This is a genomic window from Streptomyces sp. NPDC101393, assembly GCF_044767385.1.
In the GTDB taxonomy this organism is placed as follows: Bacteria; Actinomycetota; Actinomycetes; order Streptomycetales; family Streptomycetaceae; genus Streptomyces.
This window is the reverse complement of sequence record NZ_JBIWNU010000009.1, coordinates 321,708-347,255: the sequence shown is the minus strand read 5'-3', so window position 1 is coordinate 347,255 and position 25,548 is coordinate 321,708. Positions and strand designations below refer to the sequence as shown.

The 25,548-nt window shown below is 71.2% G+C and carries 16 protein-coding genes; 9 read left to right on the top strand and 7 right to left on the bottom strand.

Going from position 1 to position 25,548, the window contains the following annotated elements:
* Nucleotide 1 precedes the first annotated feature (1 nt).
* The 3 genes from ACIRQ7_RS28640 (at nucleotide 2) to ACIRQ7_RS28630 (ending at nucleotide 2,555) form a co-directional block, all read left to right on the top strand.
* Nucleotides 2–1,414, top strand: coding sequence for a sugar porter family MFS transporter (locus ACIRQ7_RS28640; protein WP_404265522.1), 1,413 nt, complete (start codon nucleotides 2–4; stop codon nucleotides 1,412–1,414).
* Between the two features lie 164 nt (nucleotides 1,415–1,578).
* On the top strand, nucleotides 1,579–1,953 hold the full coding sequence (locus tag ACIRQ7_RS28635; RefSeq protein ID WP_404265521.1) for a peptidoglycan-binding protein: 375 nt from the start codon (nucleotides 1,579–1,581) through the stop codon (nucleotides 1,951–1,953).
* 395 nt (nucleotides 1,954–2,348) lie between these two features.
* Nucleotides 2,349–2,555 carry a helix-turn-helix transcriptional regulator gene (locus ACIRQ7_RS28630; protein ID WP_401470017.1) on the top strand — a complete coding sequence of 69 codons (207 nt, stop codon included), beginning with the start codon at nucleotides 2,349–2,351 and terminating at the stop codon, nucleotides 2,553–2,555.
* Between the two features lie 97 nt (nucleotides 2,556–2,652).
* Here the strand turns inward: ACIRQ7_RS28630 and ACIRQ7_RS28625 are convergent, their stop codons facing one another.
* Nucleotides 2,653–3,903 carry a LacI family DNA-binding transcriptional regulator gene (locus ACIRQ7_RS28625; RefSeq protein ID WP_404265520.1) on the bottom strand — a complete coding sequence of 417 codons (1,251 nt, stop codon included), beginning with the start codon at nucleotides 3,901–3,903 and terminating at the stop codon, nucleotides 2,653–2,655.
* 237 nt (nucleotides 3,904–4,140) lie between these two features.
* Between ACIRQ7_RS28625 and ACIRQ7_RS28620 the strand changes: the two genes are divergently transcribed.
* Entirely contained in the window at nucleotides 4,141–5,166 is a 1,026-nt protein-coding gene (locus tag ACIRQ7_RS28620) for a Gfo/Idh/MocA family oxidoreductase (RefSeq protein WP_404265519.1), read from the top strand.
* Nucleotides 5,167–5,304: 138 nt separating this feature from the next.
* On the opposite strand, the gene ACIRQ7_RS28615 is transcribed toward ACIRQ7_RS28620, so the two are convergent.
* The gene (locus ACIRQ7_RS28615; RefSeq protein WP_404265518.1) at nucleotides 5,305–6,147 is read right to left on the bottom strand and encodes a DedA family protein; all 843 of its coding nucleotides are present in this window, start codon (nucleotides 6,145–6,147) and stop codon (nucleotides 5,305–5,307) included.
* Nucleotides 6,148–6,424: 277 nt separating this feature from the next.
* On the opposite strand from ACIRQ7_RS28615, the gene ACIRQ7_RS28610 reads away from it, so the two are divergent.
* The gene (locus ACIRQ7_RS28610; protein ID WP_404265517.1) at nucleotides 6,425–6,709 is read left to right on the top strand and encodes a heavy-metal-associated domain-containing protein; all 285 of its coding nucleotides are present in this window, start codon (nucleotides 6,425–6,427) and stop codon (nucleotides 6,707–6,709) included.
* 978 nt (nucleotides 6,710–7,687) lie between these two features.
* On the opposite strand, the gene ACIRQ7_RS28605 is transcribed toward ACIRQ7_RS28610, so the two are convergent.
* Both ACIRQ7_RS28605 and ACIRQ7_RS28600 read right to left on the bottom strand, forming a co-directional pair.
* Entirely contained in the window at nucleotides 7,688–8,977 is a 1,290-nt protein-coding gene (locus ACIRQ7_RS28605; protein ID WP_401470002.1) for a citrate synthase, read from the bottom strand.
* A gap of 174 nt (nucleotides 8,978–9,151) precedes the next feature.
* The gene (locus ACIRQ7_RS28600; protein ID WP_404265516.1) at nucleotides 9,152–11,362 is read right to left on the bottom strand and encodes an ATP-dependent RecD-like DNA helicase; all 2,211 of its coding nucleotides are present in this window, start codon (nucleotides 11,360–11,362) and stop codon (nucleotides 9,152–9,154) included.
* 299 nt (nucleotides 11,363–11,661) lie between these two features.
* Between ACIRQ7_RS28600 and ACIRQ7_RS28595 the strand changes: the two genes are divergently transcribed.
* The 3 genes from ACIRQ7_RS28595 (at nucleotide 11,662) to ACIRQ7_RS28585 (ending at nucleotide 15,755) form a co-directional block, all read left to right on the top strand.
* Nucleotides 11,662–12,705 (top strand): GNAT family N-acetyltransferase, encoded by a 1,044-nt coding sequence (locus ACIRQ7_RS28595; protein WP_404265515.1) that lies wholly within the window; start codon nucleotides 11,662–11,664, stop codon nucleotides 12,703–12,705.
* A gap of 146 nt (nucleotides 12,706–12,851) precedes the next feature.
* Entirely contained in the window at nucleotides 12,852–13,739 is an 888-nt protein-coding gene (locus tag ACIRQ7_RS28590) for a sugar phosphate isomerase/epimerase family protein (RefSeq protein ID WP_404265513.1), read from the top strand.
* A gap of 174 nt (nucleotides 13,740–13,913) precedes the next feature.
* Nucleotides 13,914–15,755: a glycoside hydrolase family 3 protein gene (locus ACIRQ7_RS28585; protein ID WP_404265512.1), complete on the top strand. Its 1,842-nt coding sequence runs from the start codon at nucleotides 13,914–13,916 to the stop codon at nucleotides 15,753–15,755.
* Nucleotides 15,756–15,898: 143 nt separating this feature from the next.
* On the opposite strand, the gene ACIRQ7_RS28580 is transcribed toward ACIRQ7_RS28585, so the two are convergent.
* The gene (locus ACIRQ7_RS28580) at nucleotides 15,899–17,320 is read right to left on the bottom strand and encodes a S28 family serine protease (RefSeq protein ID WP_401469987.1); all 1,422 of its coding nucleotides are present in this window, start codon (nucleotides 17,318–17,320) and stop codon (nucleotides 15,899–15,901) included.
* Between the two features lie 171 nt (nucleotides 17,321–17,491).
* Complete coding sequence (locus ACIRQ7_RS28575) at nucleotides 17,492–21,553, bottom strand: ABC transporter ATP-binding protein (RefSeq protein ID WP_404265511.1); 4,062 nt, start codon at nucleotides 21,551–21,553, stop codon at nucleotides 17,492–17,494.
* Between the two features lie 185 nt (nucleotides 21,554–21,738).
* On the opposite strand from ACIRQ7_RS28575, the gene ACIRQ7_RS28570 reads away from it, so the two are divergent.
* Entirely contained in the window at nucleotides 21,739–22,536 is a 798-nt protein-coding gene (locus ACIRQ7_RS28570) for a hypothetical protein (protein WP_404265510.1), read from the top strand.
* A 46-nt stretch (nucleotides 22,537–22,582) separates the two neighbouring features.
* Here the strand turns inward: ACIRQ7_RS28570 and ACIRQ7_RS28565 are convergent, their stop codons facing one another.
* Nucleotides 22,583–25,453 carry a discoidin domain-containing protein gene (locus ACIRQ7_RS28565; protein ID WP_404265509.1) on the bottom strand — a complete coding sequence of 957 codons (2,871 nt, stop codon included), beginning with the start codon at nucleotides 25,451–25,453 and terminating at the stop codon, nucleotides 22,583–22,585.
* Nucleotides 25,454–25,548: the final 95 nt, after the last annotated feature.

Below are 25,548 nucleotides of genomic sequence, written 5' to 3'. Positions count from 1 at the left end.
CATGGCCGCTCCGACCAGCCAGGCGGCGTCCGCCGGCCCGCGCGACAGCGAAGGGGCCCGCCACGCCAAGCGATTCATCGTCGGCATCGCTGCCATCGCCGCCCTCGGCGGTGCCCTGTTCGGCTATGACACCGGAGTGGTCTCCGGCGCCCTCCCCTTCATGGAGAGCCACTTCGGGCTCACCTCCCTGAGTGAGGGCATCATCACCAGCGCGCTGCTGATCGGCGCGGCCTTCGGCTCGCTGGCCGGCGGCCGGATGTCCGACACCCTGGGGCGGCGCAACTCCCTGCTGTGGGCGGGCGCCGTGTTCATAGGCGGCGCGATAGCCGTGGCGCTGTCGCCCGCCGTCCCCTTCATGGCCGTGGCCCGCTTCGCCCTCGGCCTCGCCGTGGGCAGCGCCTCCGTGATCACTCCGCTGTACCTCTCGGAGATCGCGCCGCAGCATATCCGCGGCCGGCTGGTCTCCTTCAACTCCCTGATGATCGTCAGCGGTCAGTTGCTGGCGTATCTGATCAACGCTGTGCTGGCCCAATGGGAGGCCTGGCGCTGGATGCTGGGCCTGGCGGCGCTGCCCGCCGTGGCCTTGTTCGTGGGGCTTTTCTTCCTGCCCGACACCCCACGCTGGTACATCAGCAAGGGCCGCACCGAGGACGCGGCGCGGGTGCTGCGCCGTACGCTCCCCGCCGAGGACGTGGCCGGTGAGCTGGCACGTATCGACCATGCGCGCAGCCTGGAGGCGGACGCGCGGCGCGGCGCCTGGCAGGAACTGCGCACCCCGTGGGTACGGCGGCTGTTGCTCATCGGCATCGGTCTGGCGATCGTGCAGCAGATCACCGGCGTCAACGCCGTCATCTATTTCGCGCCCAAGATCCTCGCCTCCACCGGGCTGGGTACCCATGCCTCGATCACCGCGACCATCGCCGTCGGCGCTGTGTCCGTCGTCGCCACGGCGATCGGGATGGCGCTGATCGACCGGGTCGGCCGGCGGCCCATGCTGATCACCGGCCTGGCCGGTATGACGGTGTCCCTGGCGCTGCTCGGTGCGTCGTTCCGCCTGCCGCACTCCACCGCCGTCAGCTGTCTCGTCCTGGGCCTGATGGTTCTCTACATGGCGTTCATGCAGGCCACGCTGAACACCGGGGTCTGGCTGCTGCTCGCCGAGATGTTCCCGCTGAAGGTCCGCGGACTGGCCATGGGTGCGGCGGTGTTCGTGATGTGGCTGGTCAATTTCGCGGTCGCGCTGGCCTTTCCGGTGCTTCTCGACGTGGTCGGCGCCAGTGTCACCTTCTGGTTCTTCGGCGTGATGTGCGTCCTTTCCCTGCTGTTCTGCAAGCGATATGCGCCGGAGACCAAGGGCCTGGCGCTGGAGGACCTGGAGGACGAACTACGCAAGACCGCTACGGCGACGCGCTGACGGGCCATGGGCCAGGTGTACGAGTTCCGCCCGGCCCGGGAACTGCACACGGCCCTCGGCCCGTCGGCACGGGGGGAAGCACACCCAGCGGACCGTGCGCCTGGCGGGCCGGCGGGATGCTTCCGACGAACAGTTCACATCCAACGGGGGAAACGGTGGAATTCGTGAATGCCCACATTCTCAGCCATGCCGTACGGCGCACGGTCGTCCTGACCGCGACCGCGGGCCTGCTCACCGCGGGCCTGCTCACCGGGGCCGCGTCGGCCGGCAGTCCCGCAGCGGGGCACGACGGGGCCGCCGGCCCCAGGGCTGCCTGCGCTTACTACAACGGCACCGCACTCACCGTCTACGGACAGCGCAACGCCCGCGTCTCGCAGGCCCAGTGCCTGCTGGCGAACCGCCGTTACCTCCCTTGGGGAGACGTGACGGGCTACTTCGGCCCCAAGACGCGGGCTGCGGTCAAGAAGTTCCAGTCGCAGCACCATCTGACCGCTGACGGCAAGGTCGGGAAGAAGACATGGAAGGCGTTGTACGCCTGACCGCGAAGCCGGTCAGGCGTGATCACGCCTGAAGGTCGCCCGAAGACGCCCAAAGGCTTCCAGGGCGCCTGAACGCGTGCCCCCGTGGCGGGCCGTCCCCACAGGGAAGGGCCCGCCACCTCGCGCTTTCCGGCTGCGCCACATCAACGCCATACCAAAGGGATCACCAGGTCGCCCCTACGGCGACGCACCTCGCTCCGGTCGCCGGCGTACCGCCGCCGTCACGACTGTCACCATTACGCGGGCCTTCCGTCACAGGCGATCAACAGCCCCTCCCTGTCGGTCACTCGGTGTCGTTGAACGGGCACAGGGTGAGTGATCACCGCGCCGCGCGCAGACCCCCCGCCGCCCCTCCCGGGCCGGCCCTGCACGCGGCCCTCAGGAGGTGCGCAGAGATGACCGACCGGAGGCTCTGGTCGTACAAGGAGATCGCGGCACACATCCAGGTGCAGCCGGACACCGTGCGCTCGTATCGGAAACACGGGTTGCTTCCGGAGCCGGATCTGGTGGAGGGCGGCAAGCCGTACTGGTTCGCCGACACCGTGAGAGTGTGGGTGGCGCGCCGGCCCGGCCATCGCGGCCGCCGCGACCGGGCGGACTGAGCACCCGGCCCGCCACCTGACGTACGGGCAGCTACCGGCCACGGTCATACGGCCTACCGTCCTACCGCCGTCCCCCTCCGGGCGCCCGTCTATCCCTCTACCCGTCAACCGGCGGATCCTCCTGTCCCGGATCCGCCGGTAGTAGTGGTCCCGCGGCCGTTCCCGGGCTCGTTCCGGGGGCGGCGGCCGATCCTCTGATCTCCAGTTCGGGGGCGACGAGTTGGTGACCGGCGGGCGCGTCGGGGTGCTCCAGGCGATCGAGCAGGCAGCGCGCCGCGCGTCGGCCGACCTCGTGGCTGGCGTTGTTCACGGAGTGCAGCCAGAGGTGCCGGATGCGTGCGAGGTAGGTGTTGTCGTACCCGACGAGGGAGAGGTCGGCGGGTACGGACAGGCCGAGCTCCTCCGCGGCGGACAGTGCGCCGACGCAGGAGATGTCGTTGAAGGCGAAGACCGCGGTGGGGCGTTCGGTGCCGCCTGCGGGGTGGAGCAGCCGGACGGCGGCGCGGTAGCCGCCCTCTTCGGTCCCGTCGCCGGTCTCCACCACGGCGCTCCCTGTCAGCCCGTGTTCGCTGACGGCGGCCTCGAATCCGCGCCGTCGCAGCTCACCCACCGGGCCTTGTCCGGTGATATGGGCGATCCGGCGGTGGCCGAGGCCGATGAGGTGTTCGGTGGCGATCCGGGCGCCCCGCTCGTCGTCGTTGGCGACGATGTCGACGTGCGGCAGTCGCGGCCCGTGGTTGCCCGCGATGACGGTCGGCAGTCGCTCGGCGACCGCGGCGAGGCCGGCGGTGTCCGGCAGGGTGCCGACGACGACCAGGCCGTCGACCCGCAGCTCCTGGAACGTGCGGGCGAAGTCCTGTCCCGCGCGGCGGTCGAGCCGCCCGTCGGCCATCAGCATCTGCAGGCCGTGTGCCTGCAGCAGCGAATGGAGGCCGTCGAGCACCTCGACGAACCAGGGGTTGCGCATGTCGTTGAGGAGCACTCCGACGGTGTGCGTGCGCCGCGCCACGAGGCTGCGGGCCGCGGCGTTGGGCCGGTAGCCCAGCTCCTGGATGGCGTCCAATACGGCCTGCCGCTTGGCGTCGCTGACCCGCGGCGAGCCCTGCAACACCAGCGAGACCAGCGATTTGGAGACTCCGGCGCGCTCCGCGACACCGCGGATCGTGGGGAGCCGGTCCGCGCCGGGTGCGCCAACGGTTCCGTCGGCGGATGCCCCTCCCGATTCTCCACCCCGTACGCCACCCGACCGGTCGTCCCCTTGCTCGTTCGACCTGTTGCCGGCCGGCTTGCCGGCCGGCTCGCCGGACTGCTTGGGGGACTGGCTGCTGGACCGTTTGGACCGTTCCATGCAGTGGACTCTTCCATCGGGCGGGGGAGGCGTCAACACGCACCACAACTGCCGGACCTGGACGCCTTCCTGTAGCTCTGCCCCGAGGGTTGACATGCTGACATCCGGACATGCATGGTCCGGGAAGCAAGCAATTGGACCGTTCCAATGATCCATCCCGTGTCCTTCTCCCCCGCCCTCTCTCCGCTTGCTCGCCTTCTCCCCGGACTCGCCTTCTCCCTGGAAAGGAACCGACGCATGAAGATCGGCCTGATCGGCACCGGGCGCATCGGCGCGTTCCACGCCGAGACCCTCCAGAACGTCTCCGGCGTCACCGACATCATGGTCACCGATGCGGACTCCGCCCGCGCCGCCTCGCTGGCCGGCACCCTCGGCGTACGAGCCGCCCCGAGCGTCGAGGAGATGTACGCGGACGGCCTCGACGGTGTCGTGATCACCGCGGCGACCAGCGCTCACGCCACGCTGATCCACCAGGCTCTGGACGTCGGGGTGCCGGTCTTCTGCGAGAAGCCGGTGGCCCTGGACGTCGCGGGCACCGTGGGCGTGGTGGAACGGACGCAGGCCGGGACGGTCCCCGTACAGATCGGCTTCCAGCGGCGCTTCGACGCCGGCTACCGCGCCGCCCGCGAGGCGCTGCACTCCGGTGAACTGGGCTGGCTGCACACCCTTCGCGCCTGCACCAGCGACCGTACGCCGCCTCCGGCCGGCTACATCCCCACCTCGGGCGGCCTGTTCCGCGACTGCAGCATCCACGACTTCGACATCCTCCGCTGGCTCACCGGCCGCGAGGTCGTCTCGGTGTACGCCCAGGGTGCCAACCGCGGGGCTTCCTTCTTCGCGGACGGCGACGATGTCGACACCTGCGCCGCGCTGCTGCGCTTTGACGACGACACGCTGGCCACCGTCACCGCCACCCGCTACAACGGCGCGGGGCACGACGTCCGCCTGGAGGTGTGCGGCTCCGAGGGCGCCCGCTTCGTCGGTCTCGACGACCGTGCGCCGCTGCCGTCGGCCGAGGCGCAGCTGTCGTGGCAGCGGTCGGCGAGCCCGTACGCCACGTTCATGGAGCGCTTCCACGACGCGTACGTGCGCGAGTTGGGCGTCTTCGCGGATGTCGCGGCGGGCCGGGCGCCGAGCCCCTGCTCGCCGGCGGAGGCGCTGGAGGCGCTGTACGTCGCCGAGGCCTGCGACCGTTCGCGCCGGACAGGGCAGCCGGTCGCCGTGGCCGACGTCCGTGCCACGCCGGGAAGTTCCCCGGCCTGAACGACGGGGGCGCCCCCCCGCGGCACGCGCACGCCGACAACTCCCCCAACTCCCTTCCCCAACTCCCCCTATCACCCTGCAAAAACGGTAGCGCCGACCACTGACAATCGCCCGCCACCCGCGCCTGCCCCCACCCGCTCACCGACCGCCGTCACCGCGTCCGCAGCAGCGGCTCGGGGCGCCGGCCGCGGGTGGGATCCGGACCTCGGGTACGAGCGGGACCGCCGGGGGAACGAGACCTGCGGCCTGGGCACCGGCCACCGGCGCCTGAAGTGCCCGGGGCGTCCGGGCCCTTGCTCGCGGGCCGTCGGGGCCACTCCCGCGCTCCTCCCCTTCGCCCTTCACCGGGTTGTCGCCCCGGGCACCGCCCTCGCCGTCACCGCCTCTGCCGGATGCTTCCCCTTCGCCACCGTTCCCGTCGGCCGGTACCCGTAGCGAGCGGCGCCGGGCCGTCCACTGGATGGCCGTACCCACGGCGGCGACCGCGCAGGAGACACCGACTCCGATGCCGGCCGCGTAGAGCGGGTCGCCGGCGGCGGCACTGCCGAGGTAGCCGAGTCCGACGGAGTACGTGGCCCACAGCGCCTCGGCGACGCCGGCGCCGATCACGTATTTGCGCAGGGGGTAGTGGAGCACTCCGGATGCCAGCGCGCCGGCGATCCGGCCGCTGGGCAGGAACCGTACGGCGATCACGAAGGGCAGGCCGTAGCGCTGGATCCGTTGCGAGGTCCACTCCAGGAGTGCCCTGCGGCGGGGCCGCCGCCGCATCCAGGCGCGTACCGGTCCGCCGAACCTTCGTGCGGCGAGGAACATCAGGACATCGCCGAGCGTCGCGCTGCCGGCCACGGTCAGCAGGATCAGGGGCAGGAAGGCGTGGCCTTGGGAAGCGAGTACTCCGGCTGTGACAAGCACGGCGGAATTGGGGACCAGCGGCGGCAGAGTGGTGAGCGCCAGCAGGCCGTAGAGGGCGAATGCGTCCATCCGGCCGCCTCCTCGGATCCGCCCCGAGCCCGTAGTCCAAGGCTGACGCGTGGGGCGGCGCACGGCAACGCGGTGCGGTGGCGGGTGCGGACCTGACGGCGGATCCACCGGGGCGCGGGCGGCGTGCCGGGGATTGGATTGATACCCCCTAGGGGTATAGAGTGACTGCTGCCGGAAGGCTCCGGCCACCACCGGGGGCATCTCACGGCGGTAGCCGCCGAGCCTTGCGGCGGATCGGCATCACCACCGGACACACCGGCACCACTAGGAGAATCCCATGGCCGAGAACAGCTCCTGCTGCACCCCCGAAGGCTCCTGCCACTCCGACGCCACCGACGTCCAGGTCGGCGAGGTGACCACGACATACAAGGTCACCGGCATGACCTGTGGTCACTGCGAAGGCGCCGTGAAGTCCGAGATCGCCGAGATCGCGGGCGTCAGCTCGGTGCAGGCGGCCGCGGCCAGCGGCGTGGTGACCGTCACGTCGAGGTCCCCGCTCGACGACGAGGCCGTGCGTGCGGCCGTCGACGAGGCGGGTTACGAACTCGTGGGCCAGGCCTGACCCCCACGGCAGGCATACCCCTCACCCCACACAAGCGCGGGTCGAGACACAGGCGCAGGTCGAGCTCGCTACCGGCGGGATGACCTGCGCCTTGCGCGTTGCGCGGTGCGGGCGCACGGGCAGGGGCGCCGACGCGGGCCAAGAAGCTCACCCCACAGCCACAGCCACAGCCGGCCCTACAGCTACGGCTACGGCTACTGATCGACGCACTGGAGAACGCGTCGCCAGGCAGCGAGTGCCCGTGCCCCGGTGATCACCGATCCCGCCCGCTCGGCGGCCTTTCGTCGTCCCTCATGGTCGCGAACGACCTGCGGCCGCCGTCATTCACATAACTCTCACATCTGACACAACACCCATACGTCACCGAGCCGATCTCCAGATCGAGGCTCTTGACCGCATTCGCCCTCATATGGCATGAGACCCAGATCACAGTCATCGCAACGTAACCATTGAGGGGGGTCGTGAGTCTAACCGGGCAGTGCAGGCACCCCGGCGGGGCTTGCACTGCAAAGCCGTGCTGATCTTGGGGATCGTGCCCGGCTACGCGTGGCCGGGGCGACGCGCCCGGGGAGCTTTGAGCGGCCCTCCCGATGTGCGCGTCCCGGCAGATCGCGGTGCAACCCGAAACGCCCGGACGGATCCCGTGGGGGGAATCCGACCCGGGACATGGGAAGCGCCCTGCACTCTGGACCCGTGGGGGGATCTAGAGGCGGGGCGCTTTCTTTTTGCCCGCGCGCCTCCAGCCCCCGTTGGGCAATCCCGCGACCGCCCCCGCGCTCACCGCGGCCGGCTCCGAGGCGGTACTCACGCCCCTACCGCCGCCCTGCCGCCTTCGCTGAAGACCGCCGCGTCCGGCTGAGGCCCTGCGGCAGCCCGGCGCGGACCTGTGGGCCGTACGGCCGCCGGAACGCCTCCGGCCCCCACCCCTTGTCAGGGGCGGGGGCCGGAGGCGTGGTCACTGCGCTCGGCGGTCAGCCGTCAGCGCTCCTCCACCGGGACGAAGTCGCGCTCGACGACGCCGGTGTAGATCTGCCGCGGGCGGCCGATGCGGGAGCCGGGCTCCTTGATCATCTCGTGCCACTGGGCGATCCAGCCGGGCAGCCGGCCGAGCGCGAAGAGCACGGTGAACATCTCGGTCGGGAAGCCCATGGCCCGGTAGATCAGGCCGGTGTAGAAGTCGACGTTCGGGTAGAGCTTGCGCTCGACGAAGTAGTCGTCGGAGAGCGCGTGCTCCTCCAGCTTGAGGGCGATGTCGAGCAGCTCGTCGGACTTGCCGAGGGCCGAGAGGACGTCGTGCGCCGCCGCCTTGATGATCTTCGCCCGGGGGTCGAAGTTCTTGTAGACGCGGTGCCCGAAGCCCATGAGCTTCACGCCGTCTTCCTTGTTCTTCACCTTGCGGATGAAGTTGTCGACGTCGCCGCCGTCGCGCTGGATGCCTTCCAGCATCTCCAGCACGGACTGGTTGGCGCCGCCGTGCAGCGGGCCCCAGAGGGCGTTGATGCCGGCGGAGATCGAGGCGAAGAGGTTCGCCTGCGAGGAGCCGACCAGGCGGACGGTGGAGGTCGAACAGTTCTGCTCGTGGTCCGCGTGCAGGATCAGCAGCTTGTCCAGGGCGCTGACCACGACCGGGTCGAGGTCATAGTCCGCGGCGGGCACCGAGAAGGTCATCCGCAGGAAGTTCTCGACGTAGCCGAGCTCGTTGCTCGGGTAGACGACCGGGTGGCCGACCGACTTCTTGAAGGCGTACGCCGCGATCGTCGGGAGCTTGGCCAGCAGCCGGATCGTGGAGATGTGGCGCTGCTGCTCATCGAACGGATTGTGGCTGTCCTGGTAGAACGTCGACAGTGCGCTGACGACCGACGACAGCATGGCCATCGGGTGGGCGTCCCGGGGGAAGCCGTCGTAGAAGCGCTTGACGTCCTCGTGCAGCAGGGTGTGGTAGGTGATGTCCTGCTTGAAATTCGCCAGCTCATCGACGGTGGGCAGCTCACCGTTGATGAGGAGGTACGCGGTCTCGACGAACGTGCTGCGCTCTGCGAGCTGCTCGATCGGGTACCCGCGGTAACGAAGAATCCCGTTCTCACCGTCGAGATAGGTGATCGCGGATTTATATGCCGCGGTGTTGCCATAACCGGAATCCAGGGTCACCAGACCGGTCTGGGCGCGAAGCTTCGAGATGTCGAAGCCCTTGTCGCCGACGCTGCTGTCGACGATCGGGTAGCTGTATTCGCCGTCCCCGTAACGCAGTACTACAGAGTTGTCGCTCACGTCATCCCTCACCGACGTTGTGCCTCTTCTTCGAGGTGCCCTGACTGCCTATACCTTCCCCCATTTGGACCTTGGATGTGCACTCGGGGTCGGCCATAGGGCCTGTTCGCGGCACTCAGTGCCTTCTGAGTGCCCATCCTGCTCCCCTTCGCCCCGATTGGGAAAGAGGCGAGCTCACATCGCACCGCCAAGTCGGTGATCGAGCGCCGTACACCTCCGACCGGCGGATACCGTGCGTACGGCCTGCCCCAGAGCCTTGCGGGAGCCGACCAGCACCACCAGGCGTTTTGCCCGGGTCACGGCGGTGTACAACAAATTGCGCTGCAACATCATCCAGGCTCCCGTGGTGACCGGAATCACCACCGCCGGATACTCACTACCCTGCGAGCGGTGGATCGTCACCGCGTAGGCGTGAGCGAGTTCGTCGAGTTCGTCGAAGTCGTAGGGGACCTCCTCGTCCTCGTCGGTGCGGACCGTCAGCCGCTGCTCGTCGGGGTCCAGCGCCGTGACCACGCCGACGGTGCCGTTGAAGACGCCGTTGCGGCCCTTTTCGTAGTTGTTCCTGATCTGGGTGACCTTGTCTCCGACGCGGAAGACCCGGCCACCGAACCGGCGCTCGGGCAGATCCGGGCGGGCGGGGGTGACGGCTTGCTGGAGCAGGCCGTTCAGCGCGCCGGCACCGGCCGGGCCGCGGTGCATCGGGGCCAGCACCTGGATGTCCCTGCGCGGGTCGAGGCCGAACTTCGCGGGAATCCGGCGGGCGGCCACATCGACCGTCAGCCGCCCGGCCTCCTCGGAGTCCTCCTCGGCGAACAGGAAGAAGTCGCGCAGGCCGGTCGTCAGCGGCGGGACTCCGGAGTTGATGCGGTGGGCGTTGGTCACCACGCCGGACTGCTGGGCCTGCCGGAAGATCCGCGTCAGCCGGACGGCCGGCACCGGCCCGGCCTCGGCCAGCAGATCGCGCAGCACCTCGCCGGCGCCCACCGAGGGCAGCTGGTCGACGTCCCCGACCAGCAGGAGGTGGGCGCCCGGGGGCACTGCCTTGACGAGTTTGTTGGCGAGCAGCAGGTCGAGCATGGAGGCCTCGTCGACGACCACCAGGTCGGCGTCCAGGGGGCGGTCCGCGTCGTAGGCGGCGTCCCCGCCCGGTTTGAGCTCCAGGAGGCGGTGGACCGTGGAGGCGTCCGCCCCGGTCAGCTCGGAGAGCCGTTTGGCGGCCCGGCCCGTCGGCGCCGCCAGCACCACCTTGGCCTTCTTCGCGCGGGCCAGCTCGACCACCGAACGGACCGTGAAGGACTTGCCGCAGCCGGGCCCGCCGGTGAGCACCGCGACCTTCCGGGTCAGCGCGAGGCGCACGGCCGCCTGCTGCTCCGGGGCGAGCTCGGCGCCCGTGCGCTGCGCCAGCCAGGCCAGCGCACGGTCCCAGGCGACGTCCTGGAACGCGGGCATCCGGTCCTCGTCCGTACGCAGCAGCCGGGTCAGCCGGCCGGCCAGGGAGATCTCCGCGCGGTGGAAGGGCACCAGATAGACGGCGGTGACCGGCACGCCGTCCTCGCCGCCGGGCACCTTCTCGCGGACCACGCCTTCCGGGTCGGCGGCCAGCTCGGCCAGGCAGTCGATGACCAGGCCCGTGTCCACCTGGAGCAACTTCACGGCGTCCGCGATGAGTTGCTCCTCGGGGAGGAAGCAGTGGCCCTGGTCCGTGGACTGCGACAGGGCGTATTGCAGGCCCGCTTTGACGCGGTCCGGGCTGTCGTGGGCGATGCCCACGGACTGGGCGATGCGGTCGGCGGTCAGGAAGCCGATGCCCCAGACGTCGGAGGCGAGGCGGTAGGGGTGGTTGCGGACGACGGAGATGGAGGCGTCGCCGTATTTCTTGTAGATCCGCACGGCGATGGAGGTCGAGACGCCGACGCCCTGGAGGAAGACCATCACTTCCTTGATGGCCTTCTGCTCCTCCCACGCCGCGCCGATCATCTTCGTCCGCTTCGGGCCGAGGCCCGGCACCTCGACCAGGCGCTGGGGCTGCTGCTCGATGACGTCGAGGGTGTCGGTGCCGAAGTGCTCGACGATGCGGTCGGCGATCCGCGGGCCGATGCCCTTGATCAGGCCGGAGCCCAGATAGCGGCGAATGCCCTGGATGGTGGCGGGCAGGACGGTGGTGTAGTTGTCGACGGTGAACTGCTTGCCGTACTGCGGATGGGAGCCCCAGCGACCCTCCATGCGGAGCGACTCCCCCGGCTGCGCACCGAGCAACGCGCCGACGACGGTGAGGAGATCGCCGGCGCCCCGGCCGGTGTCGACGCGCGCGACCGTATAGCCGCTCTCCTCATTGGCGTAGGTGATCCGCTCCAGGACCCCTTCCACCACCCCTGCGTTGACCATGCCCTGACCGTACCGCCGGGGTCTGACAACGCGACCGGCCATCGGCGAGGTCGGCTCGGCCGAGGCGGTGCGCTGAAGGGATGCGCTGAGGGGATGCGCTGAGGGAATGCCGCCGGGGGGCGGGGCCGGCGGGCACGGCCGTCGCGCCGGGAAGCAAGGGCCGGGGCCGGCCGCCTGGTTGGGGCGCGGAGGAGAGGCCGCCGGGCGGGGCGCGGCGACACTGCGTGCGGAATGGATGCTGCGCGATGCGGGCTCCGGCGCGTATCATTGACTCAGTCAAGGATGAAGCGAGGTCTGTCATGCCGACCAGGACCACGACATCAGTGCCGGACGACCCGGCGGCCGGAGACGGGGTATCCGCCCCGGCCGATCCCGCCGTCCGGGAGCTGCGCAGATTCAACCGCTTCTACACCAACCTCATCGGCGCGCTCGACTACGGCCGGCATCTCTACACCCCGTTCACCCTCACCGAGGCCCGGGTGCTCTACGAAGTCGCCAACCACCAGCGGGTGGACGCCGCGGATCTGCGCGCGTCGCTGTCGTTGGACGCGGGCTATCTCAGCCGTCTGCTCGGCAAGTTCGAGGACCGCGAGCTGATCAGCCGTGCCCGGTCGGACCAGGATCCCCGCCGCCAGCGCATCACGCTGACCGACGGCGGCAGAGAGGCGGCGGGCCTGTTGGAGGAGCGTTCGCAGGACGCCGTGGGGTCGCTGCTGGAGCGGCTCACCGCCGCCGACCGGTCCCGCCTCATGGCGTCCCTGCGTACGGTCCGCACCCTCCTGGACGACGACGCGCCGGACACCCTCACCCCGCCCCCCGGGCCAACAGCCGCGTCGTCCGCCCCCGCCACCCCCGCCGCCCCGGAAGTCACCCTGCGCACCAGCGGTCCGGGGGACCTCGGCTGGATGGTGGAGCGCAACGCCGTCCTCTACGCCGCCGAGTACGGCTTCGATCTGAGCTACGAGGCCCTGGTGGCCCGGATCGTCGCGGAGTACGCCGAATCCTTCGACCCGGCCCTGGACCGCACCTGGATAGCGGAGCTGGGCGGCGAGCGGGTCGGCGCGGTGATGTGCGTACACGACTCCCGGCCCCGGGCCGCCCGGCTGCGGCTGCTGCTGGTCGAGCCCGCCGCCCGCGGCCACGGCGTGGGCCACCGGCTCGTCGGGGCCTGTGTGGAGTTCGCCCGCGCTGCGGGCTACGAAGAGCTGGTGCTGTGGACCAACTCCGTGCTCGGTGCGGCCCGGAGCGTCTATCAGCGCGCCGGCTTCGAGCTGGTCGCCGAGTCCGGGCACCACAGCTTCGGTCAGGACCTGGTCGGCCAGGACTGGCGGCTGCCCCTGTGACACCGCCCGTCGACACGGCCCCTGTGACGCCGTCTCTGTGACGCCGCCTCTGTGACGCCACCAAAGAAATTGCGCCGGGGCATACAGGGCAGACGGAGGGGACGGAGCAGGATGGACGACATCAGCGATGGCAGGAGCGGTGAACGATGAGCGAGACAGAAGCCGGACCCGTGACGGACGGCGGCCCGGCGCACCCGACGGCGCGGTTCGCCTTCTCGACCCTCGGGGTGCCGGGCCTGCCGGTGGCCGACGTCCTGCGGCTCGCCACCGGCGCCGGGTACCAGGGCGTCGAGCTGCGCGCCCATCCGGAGGAGCCGGTGCACCCACTGCTCGGAGTGCGGGAACGGGCAGCGGTGCGGCGGCAGTTCGCCGACGCGGGCGTCGAGATCCTGGCCGTCGCCGGATACCCGCAGGTCGCCGCCGAGCAGGACGCCGCGGGCGAGGAGGAGCTGGCACACGAGCTGGACGAGTTGGTGCTGCTCGCCGCGGACCTGGGGGCGCCTTTCGTGCGGGTCTTCCCCGGTGGTGGTGACCGCCCGGAGGCGGAGGCGGATGCGGATGCCGCCCGCAGGCTGGGCGCGGTGGCGCCGCTCGCCGCCGAGCGGGGCGTCCGGGTGCTGCTGGAGACCCACGACTCGCACCGTACGGGCGCGGCCGCCGCCCGCATCCTGGGCCCCGTGGGTCACCGGAACATCGGCGCGCTGTGGGACGTGCTGCACACCTGGCTCGGCGGTGAGCGGCCCGCCGACAGCTACGCCGCGCTGGCCCCGCATCTGGGGTATGTCCAGGTCAAGGATGTCGCCTCGGCGCAGGACACCACTCCCCTGGCGCTCGGTGCCGGCGTCCTGCCCCTGGCCGACGCGGTGGCCTCGCTGGGCGACGGGCCCGCGCCCGCCGATGGTCTGGGCGCCGGGCGGTGGCTGTGCTGGGAGTACGAGAAGCGCTGGTATCCGGAGGCGGCCGAGCTGCCGGGCCTCTTGGCGGCGGGCCGGGCCCACCTCGAGCGCCTCCTCGCCCCGGCGGAGGCACACTGACCGCCTCCGTCCCCTCGCCGCCCGCCCTTCGTCCCCTCCCACACCCTCGGCCGCCCCGCAACAGCTGAGGACCACCGCGGGCCAGGTCATTGACCGGCAATAGTTTTCCGGCTATCCGTGTCTCCTTGGAAGTTTCCTTCAATTCGCCGAGGAAGCCCTCCGGAAGGAGCGCACATGCACTCCAGACGTACCGTCCTGACCACCGCTGCCGCCGTCGCGGCCGCCTGCGCCGCGGGCGCCGCCCCCGCACACGCCGAGGGGACCGGCATCGGGCACCAGTCGGCCCCCGCTCCCGCGCCCTCCGCCGCCGTCCGGTCCCGGTTGCGCCGCCTCATCTCCCGTATGACGCCGGAGGAAAAGGTCGGGCAGCTCTTCGTCATGCGGATCTACGGGGAGTCCGCCACCGACCCCGCCGCGGCCGATGTGGCGGCCAATCAGAAAGAGATCGGGGTCGACAACGCCGTCGAGCTGATCGCCAAGTACCACGTCGGCGGCATCATCTATTTCGGCTGGGCGCACAACACCCGGGAGCCGCACCAGATCGCCGAGCTGTCCAACGGCATCCAGCGGGCCGGCGCCGCGCAGCGCGTCCCCGTCCCGCTGCTGATCTCCACGGACCAGGAACACGGCATAGTGGCTCGTGTGGGCGCGCCCGCGACGCTCTTCCCCGGGGCGATGGCGCTGGGCGCGGGCGGCTCCCGTGACGACGCCCGTACGGCGGCCAGGATCGCGGGCGAGGAGCTGTACGCGATGGGCATCCGGCAGGACTACGCGCCGGACGCGGACGTCAATGTCAACGCCGCCAACCCGGTCATCGGGGTCCGTTCCTTCGGGGCCGATCCGCAGGCCGTGGCCCGTATGGTCGCCGCCGAGGTGAAGGGCTATCAGGGGGCCGGGGTCGCGTCCTGCGCCAAGCACTTCCCCGGGCACGGCGACACCGACACCGACAGCCATGTCGGGCTGCCGTACATCCACCACACCGCGCAGGAGTGGGAGCGGCTGGACGCACCGCCTTTCCGGGCCGCGATCGCCGCGGGTATCGATTCGATCATGACGGCGCACATCGTCGTCCCTGCCTTCGACGCGAGCGAGGACCCCGCCACCCTGTCCCGGCCGATCCTCACCGGCATCCTGCGCGAACGCCTCGGCTACGACGGAGTGGTGGTGACCGATTCCCTCGGGATGGAGGGCGTACGGGTGAAGTACGGCGACGCCCGGGTGCCGGTCCTCGCCCTCAAGGCGGGGGTCGACCAGCTGCTCAACCCGCCGGACCTCGCGGTCGCGCACGGCGCCGTCCTCAAGGCGCTGGCCGATGGCGAGCTGGCCTGGTCCGACATCGAGACGAAGCTGCTGCGCATCCTGATGCTCAAGGAGCGGCGCGGGCTGTTCACCGACCCGTACACCACCCACCAGGAGGTGGACCGGGTCGTCGGCACCCGGGGGCATCTCGCGACCGCCGACCGGATCGCCGACCGCACCACCACGCTGCTGCGCAACGACGGCGGTGTGCTGCCGCTGTCCCGGCGGCGGGAGCGCCGGGTGCTGGTGGTGGGTGCCGACGCGGCCTCGCCGTCCGGCACCGGCGGGCCGCCCACCGGGGTGCTGGCGGACACGCTCACCGGTCTCGGTTTCACGGCCACCGCGCTCCCCACCGGGATGACGCCGACGCAGGCGCTGATCGATCAGGCGGTGGCGGCGCTCGGCGAACGGGACGCGGTGGTGGTCGCCACGTACAACGTCACGGCCACTTCGCGGCAGCGCACGCTGGTCGAGGCGCTGCTGGCCACCGGGAAGCCGGTGGTGCAGCTGGCGGTCCGCAATCCGTACGACATCGCGCAGTTGGGCGGGGTCAAGGCGGCGCTGGTGAGCTACTCGTGGACGGATGTGGAGCTGCGGGCGGCGGCCCGGGTGATCGCCGGACGGCGGGAGCCGGACGGCCGTCTGCCGGTGCCGGTGATGCGCGCCGACGCCCCGGCCACGGCTCTCTACCCGATCGGCCACGGGCTGACGTACTGAGCTGCCGGCCCGCGGCCCGCCGGCGGGCGGGCGGCGACGAAAGGGCGCGCTCCCCCCTCGGAGGGAGCGCGCCCCGTCGTTCCCCTGGGGGAAGGCCCGCGGAATCGTTCCGTTACGGCATCAGCCCGCGAGGGGCCGCTCCACTACGGGCGGAGCATCGGCATCCGCCGGGTCTCCTGCTTGTCGAGCTTCTTGTCGTACGGGGCCTGCGGGGTGGCCTTGCCGGTCCCGGGGGCCTGCACACCGGCCCAGTCGAGGAGTTCGGCGGTGGCCTTGGTCCGGTCGGCGGCCTTCAGCTTCTCGATGTTCGAGCCGTGGTTGCCGCCGGGCACGGTGAACACGTACGAGTCCCTGGCGCCCTTGCCGAGCTCGAAGTGCTCCGAACTCCACGGGTCGTACTGGCCGTTGACGAACATCATCCGGTGGGCGTGGTGACGCACCCAGCGGTCGACGTCGGGCATCGCGCCCTTGTCGAAGCGCATCGGGATGTCCTTCGGCACGAACGACCGGGAGTTGTTGATCCCGGGGTACTTCAGCAGGTCCTTGAGCTGGGGGTAGCCGTAGCCGGGCTCCCCCATCTGGGTGCCCGCCTGGTAGTAGTACGGCGTGTAGGGCTCCATGCCCTGGTCGGTGTAGCTGGAGAAGCCGCCGACCTCGTCCATCCACTTCCACAGGCCGTCGGTGGAGACGTCCGGCTTGGGGACCTGCGCGCAGGCCGTGTCGGCCGGCTGGTACTGCCAGAAGCCGAACACCAGGTCCGTGACCATGACTTCGTAGGCGCGGTCGGCGTTGCCGACGGTGGTGAAGGTCTGCTTCTCCTTCGCCGCCCACTTCTTGAAGCGGTCGACCATCTCGTCGCGCCGTACCAGCGCCTCCCGCTCGATGGCGGCGAGGGCGGTGCGGCACTGCGCGGTGCCGACGTTCTTGAAGAAGCGGTCGTACGCGGAGTCCTCGTCGTTGCGGACGTCGTTGGGCGCGACGTAGGCGACGGTGCCGTTCATGTCGTGCGGGAAGAAGCGGCGGTAGTACGTCGCCGTCATGCCGCCCTTGCTGCCGCCGGTCGCGATCCAGTTCTTGCCGTAGATGCGGTGCAGCGCCTTGAAGATGCGGTGCTGGTCATTGGCGGCCTGCCGGATGTTCAGCTTCTTCCAGTCCGTGGGCTGCGGCCTCGACGGGGTGAAGTAGCGGTATTCCAGGGAGATCTGGTTGCCGTCGATGATCTTCGTCGGCTCGCTGCGGGTCGCGGTGGTGTTGACGTTGTAGCCGGAGGTGAAGAACACCGTCGGGCGGTCCACCGACTTGTGCAGCAGGGTCAGCCGCTGCTGGAAGGTCCCCTTGGAGGGGTGCCGGTGGTCGATGGGCTGGGTGTAATTCAGGACGAAGTAGCGGTAGCCGTCGACCGGCTTCTCTTCGATGAGGCTCATGCCCGGTATCGCGAGGATCCGGTCTTTTATGTCCTTGGTCTTCGGCTCGGCGGCGGTGGCCGCCCCTGCCGACGCTCCGCTGACGCCGACCGTGCCTATGAGCACGACGAGCGACAGCAGCCATCTGATGGCCTTGCGCATGCACCCTCCCCTTGGGATGTCAAAGGTCGGGGTGAACCTATCGGCGCAACGGGGCCGCCACCAGCCCCCTTCGGCCGTCCGGCCCAGGCGTCGGACGGCGGCGTCAGGCACGAGGCGTCAGGCGGGAGGCGTCAGGCAGCGGCGCCGGACGGCAGCGCCGCGGCGGGAGCGTCAGGCGGCGACGGTTTCCTCCTCGCCGGTGAAGCTGCGCCACAGCTCGGCGTAGCGGCCGTCGCGGGCGAGCAGCTGGGCGTGGGTGCCGTCCTCCGCGACCCGTCCGTCGGCCATCACCACCACGCGGTCCGCGCGGGCCGCCGTGGTCAGGCGGTGCGCGACGACGAGGGTGGTACGGCGGCCCACGAGGCGGTCGGTGGCCTGGTTGACGACGGCCTCGGAGGCCAGGTCCAGGGCGGCGGTGGCCTCGTCGAGCAACAGGACGTCCGGGTCGACGAGTTCGGCGCGGGCCAGTGCGAGCAGCTGGCGCTGGCCCGCGGAGAGGTTGCGGCCGCGTTCGGCGACCTCGTGGAGGTAGCCGCCGTCGAGCGTGGCGATCATGGCGTGCGCGCCGACAGCGCGGGCGGCGGCCTCCACCTCGGCGTCGGTGGCCTCGGGGCGGCCGTAGGCGATGGCGTCGCGGACCGTACCGGCGAAGAGGTAGGACTCCTGCGGGACGACGCCCAGGCGGCGGCGGTAGCCGGTCAGGTCGAGGTCGCGCAGGTCGGTGCCGTCGACGCGGACGGCGCCCGAGGACGGGTCGTAGAACCGCGCGACCAGCTTGACGAGGGTGGACTTGCCGGCGCCGGTCTCGCCGACGAAGGCCACGGTCTGGCCCGCGGGGATGGTCAGGTCGACGCCGGTCAGCGCGAGTTCGCCCGCTTCGTCGTCCGCGCCGTAGTGGAAGTGCACATCGTCGAAGGTGATGTCACCGCGCAGTGCGGGTACCTCGCGGGGCGTTGCGGCGGCCGGGGTCGTGGTCGGCTCGCGGAGCAGTTCCTGGATGCGGCCGAGCGAGACGGATGCCTGCTGGTAGCCGTCGAAGACCTGGGAGAGCTGCTGGACGGGGGCGAAGAACAGGTCGATGTAGAGCAGGTAGGCGACCAGCGCGCCGGCGGTGAGGGTGTTCGAGCCGACGCGGTCGGCGCCGACGATCAGGACCAGTGCCGCCGCCACGGACGACAGCAGCTGGACGAAGGGGAAGTAGATCGATATCAGGAACTGGCCGCGGACGCGGGCCTGGCGGTAGGCGTCGCTGCGGGCGGCGAACCTCTCCGCGCCGCGCCCCTCGCGCCGGAACGCCTGGACGATCCGCAGTCCGGCGACGCTCTCCTGGAGGTCGCCGTTGACGGTGCTGATTCGTTCGCGGGCGAGTTCGTAGGCCTTCACGCTCTGCTTGCGGAAGAAGTACGTGCCGATGATCAGCGGCGGCAGGGTCGCGAAGACGACCAGGGCCAGCTGGATGTCGATGGCCAGGAGGGCGACGAGTATGCCGAGGAAGGTGAGGAGCGAGACGACGGCGGTGACCAGCCCGGTCTGCAGGAAGGTGGACAGGGCGTCCACGTCCGTGGTCATCCGGGTCATGATCTTGCCGGTCAGCTCGCGTTCGTAGTAGTCGAGGCCGAGCCGCTGGAGCTGCGCGAAGATCTTGACGCGGAGGGAGTAGAGGACGCGTTCGCCGGTGCGTCCGGTCATGCGGTTGGCGCCGATCTGGGCGATCCACTGGGCGAGCACCACGGCCAGGGCGAGCCCGGCGGCCGTCCAGACGCCGATCAGCGCGCCGCGCCGGACGCCTTCATCGATGCCCTGGCGGATCAGGATCGGCACCAGCAGGCCGGCGAGGGCGTCCACCGCGACCAGGGCGAGGGCGAACGCCAGCGGGCCGCCGAAGCCGTGCAGCAGGCGGCGCAGGCCGTAGGAACGCTCGGGGCGCACGGCTTGCTCTTCGTCGACGTCCGGTGCGTCGGTGGCCGGGGGCAGCGCGGCGACCTGGGCGAGCAGCTCGGGGGTCGCGGGCATCCCGGCCATGGCGGCGGCGATACCGGGCCCGGCAGCGGCTGCGGCGCCGGGCGCCGCCCCGGCGGTGCCCTCCTCGGCCGCCTGCTCGCGGCGGACCCACAGCTCGGGGGTGACGGTGCCGGGGGGTGGTGTGGGGCGGGCGGTTTCCTGGCCGCTCCCGGCGCCCGGCCGGGCGCGGTCGGCCGCGGAGGGTGCGGGGCTGCGGGGAGCGGGCCGGGCGCCCGGCTCCGTGGCGTCTTCCAGGTCCTGTTGCAGGTCGCGTGGCAGGTCCGGTTCCAGGTCCTGGGCCAGCTCCGGGTCGAGGCCGCCGTCCAGCAGGCCGTTCGCCGCGTATTCGCCGCTGAACGCGCCGGCCAGTTCGCCCGCGGGGTCGTGCTCGACGCCGCCCAGCTCGTCGGGGTCGGTCAGCAGCCGGCGGTAGAGGGGGCAGCGGCTCTCCAGCTCCGCCTGGGTGCCGATGTCGACCAGTCGTCCGCCGTCGAGGACGGCGACCCGGTCGGCGAGGGCGAGGGTGGAGGCGCGGTGCGCGATGAGCAGGGTCGTACGGCCCTCCATGACGCCGCGCAGCGCCTCGTGTATCTCGTGTTCGACGCGGGCGTCGACCGCGGAGGTCGCGTCGTCCAGGACCAGCAGGCGGGGGTCGGTGAGGATGGCGCGGGCCAGTGCGACGCGCTGCCGCTGGCCGCCGGAGAGGCTCAGGCCCTGCTCGCCGACGGTGGTGTCGTAGCCGTCGGGCAGGGCGGATATGAAGCCGTCGGCCTGGGCGGCGCGGGCCGCCGCCCGCACCTGCGCGTCGGTGGCGTCCGGGTGGCCGTAGGTGATGTTGTCGCGGACGGAATCGGAGAACAGGAAGCTGGTCTCGGGGACCAGGCCGATCGCGGCTCGCAGCGACCCGAGGGTCAGCTCGCGAACGTCGTGGCCGCCGACCAGCACCCGGCCGGCGGAGACGTCGTAGAAGCGGGGCAGCAGCAGCGAAACGGTGGACTTGCCGCTGCCGGAGGTGCCGACGACGGCGACGGTCTCGCCCGGTTCGATGCGCAGCGAGAAGTTCTCCAGGACCGGGCGCGGGGCGGCGCCGACGGGCTCGCCGGAGGGGTGGTCGGGGCCTGCTCCGGGCGCGTCCCGGCCGTCCTCGGCGGTCTCCCGCTCCGCTTCGTGGAGCGGGGCGTAACCGAACGTCACCGCGTCGAATTCGACGGTGGCGGGGGCGTCGGCGGGCAGCTCGTGGGCGTCCGCGCGCTCTTTGAGGGACGGCTCGGTGTCGATCAGTTCGTAGACGCGCTCCACACCGGCGCGCGCCTGCTGGCCGACGGTCAGCATCATCGCCAGCATCCGGACGGGGCCGACCAGCTGCGCGAGGTACGTGGAGAACGCGACGAAGGTGCCGAGGGTGACCTCGCCCTGGGTGGCCATCCAGCCGCCGAGCGCCAGCATCGCGACCTGCCCGAGGGCGGGCACGGCCTGCAGGGCGGGGGTGTAGCGGGCATTGAGGCGGACGGTCCGCAGCCGGCCGGCGAACAGTCTGCGGCTGACCTCGCGCAGCTTGCCGGTCTCCTGCTCCTCCTGTCCGAAGCCCTTGACGACCCGGACTCCGGAGACCGCGCCGTCCACGACGCCGGCCACCGCCGCGGCCTGGCCCTGCGCGTACCAGGTGGCGGGGAAGAGGCGGGCGCGGCTGCGCTTGGCGATGAACCACAGGGCCGGGGCGACGGCCAGCGCGACGACGGTGAGCAGTGGCGAAAGGATCGCCATGACGACGAGGGAGATCACGAAGAGCAGGACGTTCCCGATCATCATCGGGACCATGAAGAGGAGGCCCTGGACCAGCTGGAGGTCGCTGGTGGCGCGGCCGACGACCTGGCCGGTGCTCAGCTCGTCCTGCCGGCGGCCGTCGAGCCGGGAGATGGCGTTGAACATCCGGGTACGCAGATCGTGCTGGGCGTCCAGGGCGAGCCGACCGCCGTAGAAGCGGCGGATGTAGGTGAGGACGTAGACGACGACCGCGGCGACGACCAGCAGGGTGGCCCAGGGGGCCAGTGAGCGGTCGTGCTTGACGATGACGTCGTCGATGATCAGCTTCGGGACGAGCGGGACCAGCGCCATCACCGCCATGCCGGCCAGTGAGGCTCCCAGCGCGAGCAGCACATCCTTCTTGTACCGCCAGCAGTCGCGGGTCAGCCGCCGCGCCCAGCCCTGTTGTGCCGTGTCCGTCCCCGCCACCCGATGCCTCCCGCACCTCGATCCCTCGTCGGACAGCACCAACACCGCAGCATGCGGATTTCATCCCGCTGCAACAATTCGCCCGGTAACCGGGCGTCGACCCTGAGTCGGCGTCGGGGAGAATCAGGGTGCGGTGCGGGACATCCCGGATGGGGCGGGGGCTCGGCGCGGTCACGCTGTGTCACATGACGATCCGGACTCGCCGCGGCATCGCGGTGGCACTCGCCGGCGGTACGGCCGCCGCCCTGCTGACTCTCACTCCCTCACCCGCCGTGGCGTCCGTGCCACCCGCGCCTTCCCCACCACCCCCTTCCTCCCCTCTCTCCTCCTCTTCCGTCCCTTCCGTGCCGCCCTTCGATTTCCGGGACTGCCCTGCTCTGCCGGCGGGTGCGGACCCGGCGAAGTGGCGCTGTGAGGTCTTCACGATGGACAGCGGTCTCAGGATCGGCGCGCTGGACGTGCCGGCCCTCGCCCCCATGACCGTCACCAACTCCGAGGGGCCCCTGCCGGACGGCAGCAAGGGCCAGGTCTTCGGTGCCCTGCGCTCCGCCGCGACCGCGGTGAAGGGGGCGCCGGCGCCGTTCGGCGGGCTGCGGGTGCAGCCGCGGTACGCCGGTTTCTCCGACTTCTACTCCGACGGTGTGCACCGCGGGGCGCTCGACGTGACGTTCCGGCTGCTGCATCCGCTGCTGGGCGGGCAGGGCAGGGGCGGCGCCTGCGCGATCGGGTCGGATGCCGATCCGGTGAAGCTTCGCTTCCTCCAGGACGGCGACACGGAGTGGGTCTCCAAGGAGCCGCCGGTCCTGAAGTTCGCGGTGCACGACGAGGCCTTCGCCACGCCCCGCGTGCACGGGTGCGGGCCCCTCAACCGGCTCGCGGGCAAGCGGCTCCGCGTCCCCGCGCCCGCCGGCGACGGCAAAATATCGGCCACCGCGCGCTACACCTTCCGGTCCTACGACCGGCTGCCGGGCGGTCTCGTATGAACCGCCCGGCAGTCCCGGCCCTCCTCCGGCCGGTGAGGTCCTTCCGCTAGTCCGTGGCGTCCGCCTTCTGCACGGTCAGCTCCGAGATCCCCGGATGCTTCTTCGGCTTCCCGTCGGCCGCCGGTGCCGGGTCACCGTGCACCACGACCCGCACGTACCGGGCGGGCGTCCGTCCGGCGTATCCCGTCCCCGACCAGTGCTTTCCGTCCCGCGAGACCTGCACGACGTAGGACTTCGGCTTGGTCGCGTTCCAGTGCGGGGTGATCTGCCCGACGCGGGTGGTCCGGCCGAGGTCGACGGTGAGCGTGCCGGTGGCCGCGTCCGGGACCCAGGCGGTGGCGGAGTTGCCGTCCACCGCGGCGCCCGCGTACATCCCGGGCTCCTCGGAGGTCGCCGTGGCCGGGGTGCAGCGGGCAGCGTTGGACGTCGCCGCCAGGTCCGGGCGGCGGGTCTTGAGCACAGTGGGCACGCCCCGGCTCACGACCTTTTCGCCCTCCGGCGACTCGATCCGCATCGGCGCCCCGGCGGTCAGCCGCACGGTGGTCTGGTGCGCGCCGATCGCGATGTCGTAGGTCCGCCCCTGCCAGCGCTGCCCGCGCAGCGTGACGCCCTTGGACAGCTGCGGCGGCAGCATCGGGTCGAGATGCACCCGGTCCTCGCGCAGCCGCACGCCCGTGAGGCCATGGGTGAAGGTCTGCAGGAAGCCGCCCTTGCCGGTGAGGAAGTCCTGCGCGGGCTGCCCCGCGTGCGGGTCGTCGGCGCCGGCCTTGTCGCCGCGCGCCTCGGAGAACTGCGCGAACGGCCCGCGGACGAACGGCTTGATGGCGCGCTGGAGGTAGGTGTACGTCGAGCAGCCGGCCTCGCCGATGCCGGCGGCGTCGATGGCGTGCACCGAGTCCGTCATGGCCGGGCCGTCGGGGTCGGTGTGCGCGGCGTAGTAGTCGAGCGTGCGGGCCCCCTGCTCCTGCGTCATCGGCCATTCCAGCGGGTACATCAGCAGCACGGTGTCCGCCTGCTTGATGGTGGTGCCCTTGTAGCCGGCGTACTGCTGGAAGACCTTGGACTTCGCGTCGTGCGGGATGCGGAGCTTGTCGGCGATGGTCTTCCAGGAGGCCGGGGCCCGCTCACCGAGGATCTCGGCGACACGGCCCGCGTGCCGCAGCGCGGTGGCGGCGCCGGCGTTGGTGAAGACCCCGTCGTCGACCCCGTTGCTGTATTCGTCGGGCCCGGCGACGTTCTTGACGGAGTAGCTGCCGTCGGCGTTACGGGTGGCGCGCGAGGCCCAGAATTCGGCGATGCCCTTGAGGACCGGCCAGCCGCGCGACTTCAGCCACGCGGTGTCCTTGGTGGCGAGGTAGTACTGCCAGGTGGCGAGCGAGATGTCGCCCATGAGGTGGTTCTGGGTCTTGCAGTGGGGCGGGTCCCAGCTGTGGCACTCGTTCCACAGATCGCCCTTGCTGCCGCTGGTCCAGGGGTAGAACAGCCCGTCGTAGCCGAGCTTCTTGGCGTTGGTGCGGGCGCCCGCGCGGGTCTTGTAGCGGTAGTCGACGATCGACTTGGCGAGTTCCGGGTGGCTGGAGAGCAGGCCCGGATACATCCAGGTCTCCGCGTCCCAGAAGATCTCACCGGCGTAGTTGTCGCTGGTCAGGCCGGTGGGGCCGATGCTGTTGGAGCTGCCGGCGCGGGTGCTGGAGAGCAGCCCGTACTGCGCCGAGCGCACCCAGGACTGCATCTCACGCTGCCCGTTGACCTCGATGTCGCTGCGCCAGAGCTTCTTCCAGGCGGCCGTGTGCCGGGAGTAGAGCGCCTGCCAGCCGAGGCCGGCGGCCCGGCGCGAGGCGGCGTTCGCGGTGGCGCGCGGGGAGCGGGAGGTGAGCGCGGTGTCCACGCCGACGTACTTCGTCAGCTCGTAGGAACGCCCGCTGCGGACGGGGAACTTCACCTGCTGCTGGTTGCTGAGCTTCTTGGCCGACCCGGCCTTGGGGGCCTTCTCGGCGTGCACCCGCTCGCCGGTGCGCAGGGTGGAGGCGACGGCGCCGTCGGTCTTGGTCCCGTCGGTGCGGAAGGCGACGTCCATCGTGCCGCCGGTGCCCTTGCCGCCGGTCCTGGCCCGCCCGCCCGTGCCGGCCCCGGATCCGTGTCCGGTGACGGAGGCGGCGTCGTCGGCCTGCGCCATGCGGCGGGCGCCTCGCCCGTCGAGGGCGTCGGTGACGGTCGCGTCGCCGCTCCAGTGCGGGGTCATCCGCAGCCGTACGGCGCCGGTGTGCGCGTCGTTCCGGTCGGCGAGCACGTCGTAGACCAGGTCGGTGGCGCGCCCGTCGGCGGCCGTCCAGGTCAGCGACGTACGGACGAATCCGCAGCGCAGGGAGAGCGCCTGGCGGTAGTGGGAGATCTTGCCCGGCGCGGTGGCGGAGGAGAAGGTCTCGGGGTGCGCGCCGCCGGTGGCGACGTTGAGTGTGGTCCAGGTGGGGAGGGCCGCGATGGCCTGCCGGCCCTTGAGGTCCTTGGGGCCCTTGGCGTAGAGGCCGGAGACGAACGAACCGTCGTAGGCCGGCGTCTTCAGCGGCCAGCCGGTCTCGCCGCCGGGTGCCGCATATCCGGTGCCGTTGGGCGGTACCCGCTGTCCGAGATAGCCGTTGCCGACGAAGGCGTGGTGGCTGTCCTTGGGGTCGATGCGGGTGGAGGTGGCCGTCCAGCCGTCGCCGCCGTCCTTGGAGCACCCCGGTGAGGCGCTGGGCGGGGCGGGTTGGGGCGTCTCGGTCCTGGCCGAGGCGGATGCGGGTGCGAGCACCGCGACGAGGGCCCCTGCGACGAGCGGGGCGGCCACCTTGCGTGAGCGGCGGCCGGCCGGCTTGGCGGGGTGGCCCACCGGGTCCTGGGGCGGGTGTTCCACGGGGTGATATGCCGAATTGTCCATGGCTCTCCGTCATACGGGCGCGGCCCGTACCGCGTCCCGCGGTACGGACTTCACCGTGAACTTCACAAACGTCGGCCCCCGCCGTGACGGCACCT

Excerpts from the sequence above, each read along its gene's own strand:
- ACIRQ7_RS28640 (WP_404265522.1), top strand. The coding sequence starts at position 2 with ATGGCCGCTCCGACCAGCCAGGCGGCGTCCGCCGGCCCGCGCGACAGC.
- ACIRQ7_RS28630 (WP_401470017.1), top strand. The coding sequence starts at position 2,349 with ATGACCGACCGGAGGCTCTGGTCGTACAAGGAGATCGCGGCACACATC.
- ACIRQ7_RS28625 (WP_404265520.1), bottom strand. The coding sequence starts at position 3,903 with ATGGAACGGTCCAAACGGTCCAGCAGCCAGTCCCCCAAGCAGTCCGGC.
- ACIRQ7_RS28620 (WP_404265519.1), top strand. The coding sequence starts at position 4,141 with ATGAAGATCGGCCTGATCGGCACCGGGCGCATCGGCGCGTTCCACGCC.
- ACIRQ7_RS28615 (WP_404265518.1), bottom strand. The coding sequence starts at position 6,147 with ATGGACGCATTCGCCCTCTACGGCCTGCTGGCGCTCACCACTCTGCCG.
- ACIRQ7_RS28610 (WP_404265517.1), top strand. The coding sequence starts at position 6,425 with ATGGCCGAGAACAGCTCCTGCTGCACCCCCGAAGGCTCCTGCCACTCC.
- ACIRQ7_RS28600 (WP_404265516.1), bottom strand. The coding sequence starts at position 11,362 with ATGGTCAACGCAGGGGTGGTGGAAGGGGTCCTGGAGCGGATCACCTAC.
- ACIRQ7_RS28595 (WP_404265515.1), top strand. The coding sequence starts at position 11,662 with ATGCCGACCAGGACCACGACATCAGTGCCGGACGACCCGGCGGCCGGA.
- ACIRQ7_RS28590 (WP_404265513.1), top strand. The coding sequence starts at position 12,852 with ATGAGCGAGACAGAAGCCGGACCCGTGACGGACGGCGGCCCGGCGCAC.
- ACIRQ7_RS28585 (WP_404265512.1), top strand. The coding sequence starts at position 13,914 with ATGCACTCCAGACGTACCGTCCTGACCACCGCTGCCGCCGTCGCGGCC.
- ACIRQ7_RS28580 (WP_401469987.1), bottom strand. The coding sequence starts at position 17,320 with ATGCGCAAGGCCATCAGATGGCTGCTGTCGCTCGTCGTGCTCATAGGC.
- ACIRQ7_RS28570 (WP_404265510.1), top strand. The coding sequence starts at position 21,739 with ATGACGATCCGGACTCGCCGCGGCATCGCGGTGGCACTCGCCGGCGGT.
- ACIRQ7_RS28565 (WP_404265509.1), bottom strand. The coding sequence starts at position 25,453 with ATGGACAATTCGGCATATCACCCCGTGGAACACCCGCCCCAGGACCCG.